This is a genomic window from Alcanivorax sp. (assembly GCF_051117345.1).
Taxonomy (GTDB): domain Bacteria; phylum Pseudomonadota; class Gammaproteobacteria; order Pseudomonadales; family Alcanivoracaceae; genus Alcanivorax.
Genome location: NZ_JBNPEC010000140.1, coordinates 1 through 5,292, shown reverse-complemented (window position 1 = coordinate 5,292; position 5,292 = coordinate 1). Strand labels below are relative to the sequence as shown.

Annotated in this window: 6 protein-coding genes; all 6 read left to right on the top strand. The window is 57.2% G+C overall.

Annotation, left to right across the window (positions count from 1 at the left end; all coding sequences use genetic code 11):
- The first annotated feature begins 98 nt into the window (after window positions 1-98).
- Entirely contained in the window at window positions 99-965 is an 867-nt protein-coding gene (locus ACFE0K_RS09155; RefSeq protein ID WP_434535773.1) for a pirin family protein, read from the top strand.
- Window positions 966-1,029: 64 nt separating this feature from the next.
- Window positions 1,030-1,656 (top strand): isochorismate family cysteine hydrolase YcaC, encoded by a 627-nt coding sequence (ycaC, locus tag ACFE0K_RS09150; protein WP_434535772.1) that lies wholly within the window; start codon window positions 1,030-1,032, stop codon window positions 1,654-1,656.
- Between the two features lie 60 nt (window positions 1,657-1,716).
- Window positions 1,717-2,889: a low temperature requirement protein A gene (locus ACFE0K_RS09145; RefSeq protein ID WP_434535771.1), complete on the top strand. Its 1,173-nt coding sequence runs from the start codon at window positions 1,717-1,719 to the stop codon at window positions 2,887-2,889.
- 247 nt (window positions 2,890-3,136) lie between these two features.
- Entirely contained in the window at window positions 3,137-4,042 is a 906-nt protein-coding gene (locus ACFE0K_RS09140; protein ID WP_434535770.1) for an alpha/beta hydrolase, read from the top strand.
- Window positions 4,043-4,147: 105 nt separating this feature from the next.
- Window positions 4,148-4,615, top strand: coding sequence for a nuclear transport factor 2 family protein (locus ACFE0K_RS09135; protein ID WP_434535769.1), 468 nt, complete (start codon window positions 4,148-4,150; stop codon window positions 4,613-4,615).
- 487 nt (window positions 4,616-5,102) lie between these two features.
- Window positions 5,103-5,292: CBS domain-containing protein (locus ACFE0K_RS09130; protein ID WP_434535768.1), on the top strand; the 190-nt coding region annotated here is incomplete at its 3' end.

The following is a 5,292-nucleotide window of genomic DNA, read 5'->3' as shown; positions in this document are numbered from 1 at the left end:
GTCACACTATTGAGACACTATAATGTTTTTTTGCCTCCCCCACAGCCCATCGTCCTTCTAATACCCCCCAATAACGTCCCAAGAACATATGGCCTCTCATGAAACCGATTCTCGGCATCTACTCAGCACCCACCCCTCACTGGGTCGGCGATGGCTTCCCGGTACGCTCACTGTTTTCCTATGACAGCCACGGCAAACCGCTCAGTCCTTTCCTGTTGCTGGACTATGCCGGCCCGGCTCACTTTCCGCCTGCCGATAAGCCACGCGGGGTCGGCCAGCACCCCCACCGTGGTTTCGAGACGGTTACCATCGTCTACAAGGGCGAGGTCGCTCACCGGGACTCAACCGGTCAAGGGGGCATCATCGGCCCCGGCGATGTTCAGTGGATGACAGCCGGCGCCGGTATTCTTCACGAAGAATTTCACTCCCCATCGTTCACGCAATCCGGTGGCGAGCTGGAAATGGTCCAGCTTTGGGTCAACCTGCCTGCAAAAGACAAGATGACACCGCCGCGCTACCAGGCAATAACCGATCAGGACATCCCCGCTGTAACGCTTCCCAATCGTGCGGGCACACTGAGAGTGATCGCCGGCGGTTATCAGGAGCACTCGGGCCCCGCCAAAACCTTCACGCCCATGCATGTCTGGGACCTTGCCCTGGACAACAACGGAATGTGTGAGCTGGAAGTGCCGGAAGGCTGGCATACCGCGATTGTGGTGCTGAACGGGATCGTTGAGCTTAATCGCAACACCGTAATACGTGATGCTCAGATGGCATTGCTCGCCCCCAGCGGTCAACACCTTTGCCTGGAAGCCAACGGTCAGGCCCGCCTCCTTCTGCTTAGTGGCGAGCCGATTGATGAACCCATCGTCGGCTATGGGCCATTTGTCATGAATACCCAGCAAGAAATCCGCGACGCCGTCCGTGATTTCCAAAACGGCACCTTCGGAAAAATGGATGACTAACGCCATAAGCTATGGCGACAAACCGGGGCCATTATCGCCCTTTTTATCACCAAGGAGACTAACCATGGGCAAGCAATACAACCGCCTTCGCAAAGATGATGCCGCAGTACTTCTGGTTGACCACCAGGCAGGCCTGCTGTCACTGGTGCGCGACATTGAGCCGGACAAGTTCAAGAACAATGTGCTGGCACTGGCTGATCTGGCCAAGTACTTCAACCTGCCAACCATTTTAACCACCAGCTTTGAAGATGGCCCCAATGGCCCGCTGGTCCCCGAGCTCAAGGAAATCTTCCCTGATGCGCCCTATATTGCCCGTCCGGGACAGATCAATGCCTGGGACAACGAGGATTTTGTCAACGCCATCAAAGCCACCGGCAAGAAGCAGCTGATCATCGCCGGCGTTGTCACTGAAGTCTGCGTCGCCTTCCCCGCACTGTCCGCACTGGAAGAAGATTTCGAAGTCTTCGTCGTTACCGATGCCTCCGGCACCTTTAACCCCATGACCCGCGACGCGGCATGGACCCGCATGACAGCCGCCGGTGCACAGTTGATGACCTGGTTCGGTACCGCCTGCGAACTGCACCGCGACTGGCGCAACGATATCGAAGGGCTGGGCGCCCTGTTCTCCAACCACGTTCCGGATTACCGTAACCTGATGACCAGTTATTTCACCCTGACCGAAGGGAAATAATCCCACCGGCCCCGCCTTGCGGGGCCACATCTTTCATACCGCGTATTGACAGGAGTGACCATGGAAACTCAGCGCCTCGGGTTATTCCGTCCCAAGGGTAGTCATGCCGAGCACAAGGTTGCCTTTTCGGAGCTGTTCTTTGATCTGGTTTTTGTTTATGCCATTACCCAGAGCGCCCACTTGCTGATCGCTCACTTCACTCCTTACGGGGTGTTTCAGGGCATGTTGGTCATTCTTGCAGTCTGGTGGGTCTGGGTATTCACCACCTGGGTCACCAACTGGCTCGACCCGGAAACCGTGCCGGTCCGACTCATGCTCTTCGTGTTGATGTTACTGGGTATGGGGCTCTCCATCGCCATCCCCGACGCCTTCGGCAAACACGGCCTGCTGTTTGCGCTTTGCTATGTCACCATGCAGATTGGCCGCACCGTCTTTATCTGTGTCTGCAGCCGTAAACACCGCCCGGAGCTGCACCAGGGATTCATTCGCATGACCCTCTGGTTTGCCGTATCGGGGACAATCTGGATCATCGGCGCCCTGCAGGAGGATGCTCTGCGCACCCTGCTCTGGAGCCTGGCCATTGCGGTTGAGTACGTCTCTGCCTCGCTGTCGTTCGCCGTGCCCGGGCTGGGCCGCTCGGACAGCAAGGAGTGGGATATTTCCGGCGCGCACATGGCAGAACGCTGTGGGCTGCTGCTGATTATTGCACTGGGCGAATCCCTGCTGGTCACCGGAAACACCTTCTCGGGAACCCACTGGGACAGCGCAACCATCACCGCCTTTGTCAGTGCCTTTGTCACCACGGTGGCGATGTGGTGGGTGTATTTCAGCCTCAGCGCCGAACGTGCCAGTGACGTCATTGCCCGAAGTAACAACAGCGGTCATCTGGGGCGAGTGGTCTACACCTATATCCATCTACTGCTGATCATCGCCATTGTTCTGGTGGCGGTGGCCGACGAGTTTGTGCTGGCGCATCCTCATGGTCATACCAGCACCGGCACTATGGTCGCGATGATTGGTGGCACGGCGCTTTATCTTCTGGCGAACATTCTCTTCAAGCGCCTGATTTTCAAAAGCCACCCGACATCACACTACATCGGCCTTGGCATGCTGGTCGCACTTGCTGCTATAGCGCCGCTGATTTCTCCGGTCACGGTTTCCGTTGTGACAACCCTTGTTCTGCTGCTGGTGGCGATCAAGGAAACGGTATCCGTGATGAGAAAATCGGCGTGACACCATGCAATGCGACACACCCTGAGGCCAACAATAATCAGCGATTGTGGCCAGATAACCGTTCATAGCCGGGTCATATTGCAGGACTTCGTGCCCCTCCCTGATAACGCTACACTGGGCACATCCTGCTGACAGCCACCAGGGCGGGAGCAGGCCCTGCCATTTTGGAAAAAATATTGCCCCGGCTAGAGAACGTAGCAAGCTCAGGACCAGGCAACATCACCAACCTGAATCAATGAGGTGCAACGTGGCAAGTGAACAACTGATGCAATTCTCCGCCGAGATGCGTGCCAACTATCGGGCGCTCATACCAAGCGCCGGCGCCCCTGACCCAGTAGCGGAGATTCGCGCTTTCACCATTGCTGCCGAGAGCCCGACAAGAGACATCCCGATCAGGCTCTATAGTCCCGAAACAGATGCACAAGCCCCCTCTCTTCCTGTCGTTGTCTTTATCCACGGTGGCGGCTGGGTCTCCGGCGATCTGGACACTCACCACGTACTGGCCAGTGCCATTGCCAGCCGGGCGCACGCGCTGGTGCTGTCGGTGGACTACCGGTTAAGCCCTGAACACCCCTTCCCGGCCGGTCTGGATGACACTTATGCGGTGCTCGAATGGGCCGCCAACCACGCTGCCGAAATTGGCGGCGACCCGGCCCGCCTTGCCATTGCCGGTGACAGTGCCGGCGGCAATCTGGCCGCCGCTGCAAGCCTGCTTGCCCATGACCGTCGAGGGCCGAACATCAGCGCCCAGTGGCTCATGTACCCGTGCGTGAGAAATGTTCTGGACACGCCGTCAGGGCAACAGCGCGGAGACACCTATTTTCCGACACGCCCGGCTTTCGAGCTGTGTCTTGCCTGTTATTTGCCACCCGGCGGCGACCCGCTATCCCCGCTGATAGCGCCATTCTGGGGGCAACATGAAGGGCTGCCGCCCACATTGCTGCAAGCCGGCACTCTGGACCCGCTACACGACGAGGGAGAGGCTTACATCAGCAAACTGGTGAGCGCCGGCGTCAAAGCCACATGGACGTCCTACCCCGACGCGGAACACGGCTTTATCCAGTTCTTTAATGACAAGGCCACTCATCCCGCCGGAGAGCCCGGCCTGGAGGAAGGCATCGCCTTCCTTATCGAGCAGCTGGATATCCGCTAGAAAGCACAACGGTCATCGACAAGGAAGAACTGATGAACCCTGGCAGCTCAACCACCAGGGCTCATCAGAACGCGTTTTAGACATCACAGGAAATCGGAGACAACCATGACTAACGCAATGACCCCCACCCAAACCGTTCAAAAGCTACTTGAAGACCCGGCGAACCCGGAACATGTTCACCAGTATCTTTCTGACGACTTTGTCTACGTATCGCTGAACTACAAAAATGAAAATCTGAAAAAGGTCATGCCCTGGGCGGGCACCCACCAGGGTCCCAGTGGTTTTACCGATACCTTCAAAGGGGTTGAGGAGCATTGGATCAGAGACGAATTCACTCCCCAGGCAGCTTTCGACGATGGCGAGAACGTTGCCATTTTCGGGAGCTTTACGTTGCGGTCCAGAACACAGGACAAAGCCTGCCAGTCGCCATTTGCCATCTTTGCCAAGGTTAACAGCAACGGCAAGGTCACCTACTTCCAATATATGGAAGACACCTTTGGCACAGCAGATACCTTCAGGACCGGCGGCGAATGGGTTCTGCAAACCCTGCCGGACAAGAAAGTCACGGTGTAATTCATTGTTGATCAGCGATCCAGTGCCGCCCGGCCGCCTCGGGTAATACCACGTTATAGGGGGCCTGTAGTTTGCGGCACTGTTATTTTGCGGTGGACCGAAATCACGGCAAGATATTCGAGCAGCAGGGTGAAGCCGTAACTATCTGGCCTTCCATTGCCAGGTATGCAGAGGTTTTCAGTCAGCAAGTATTCGCTGAGCTGCATGGCCTTTAAGTGCACCTCGGCCAATCGTGCCCCGCACAGCGAACCATGATCATGGAACCCACCTGAACATCCCTGCGCGTCAATGGCGAAGCGCAAGGCGCTTATAGCTTACTAATCACCGCCCTCCATCCTGCTAGCTGCCCCGGTCTCGTATTGGCCATGCAGGCGCCGAACCCCCTCTCGCCCATAGTTGGCACGGTTCCCGCAGTATCAGATTCCGTGGCCGGCTCGAAAACCGGCAGAACTGTTATGTTTTCCCGACAGGGAAAGAGAGGTAACCGATGGATTCTGTCTCCCTGAAAGACCTGATGTGCACCCGTTTTGCGACGATTCACCCGGATATGCCAGTGGTGGAAGCGTCCAGCAGACTGATCAAACTGGAAATGCTGGGCAGCCCGGTGATCGATGACGCCGGCACGCTGGTAGGCTGGATCAGCGAGCGCGAATGCCTACAGGCGGCGCTGCAGGTGG

Bases quoted from the DNA above. Each gene is read 5' to 3' on its own strand.
- ACFE0K_RS09155 (WP_434535773.1), top strand. From the start codon at position 99: ATGAAACCGATTCTCGGCATCTACTCAGCACCCACCCCTCACTGGGTC.
- ycaC (WP_434535772.1), top strand. From the start codon at position 1,030: ATGGGCAAGCAATACAACCGCCTTCGCAAAGATGATGCCGCAGTACTT.
- ACFE0K_RS09145 (WP_434535771.1), top strand. From the start codon at position 1,717: ATGGAAACTCAGCGCCTCGGGTTATTCCGTCCCAAGGGTAGTCATGCC.
- ACFE0K_RS09135 (WP_434535769.1), top strand. From the start codon at position 4,148: ATGACTAACGCAATGACCCCCACCCAAACCGTTCAAAAGCTACTTGAA.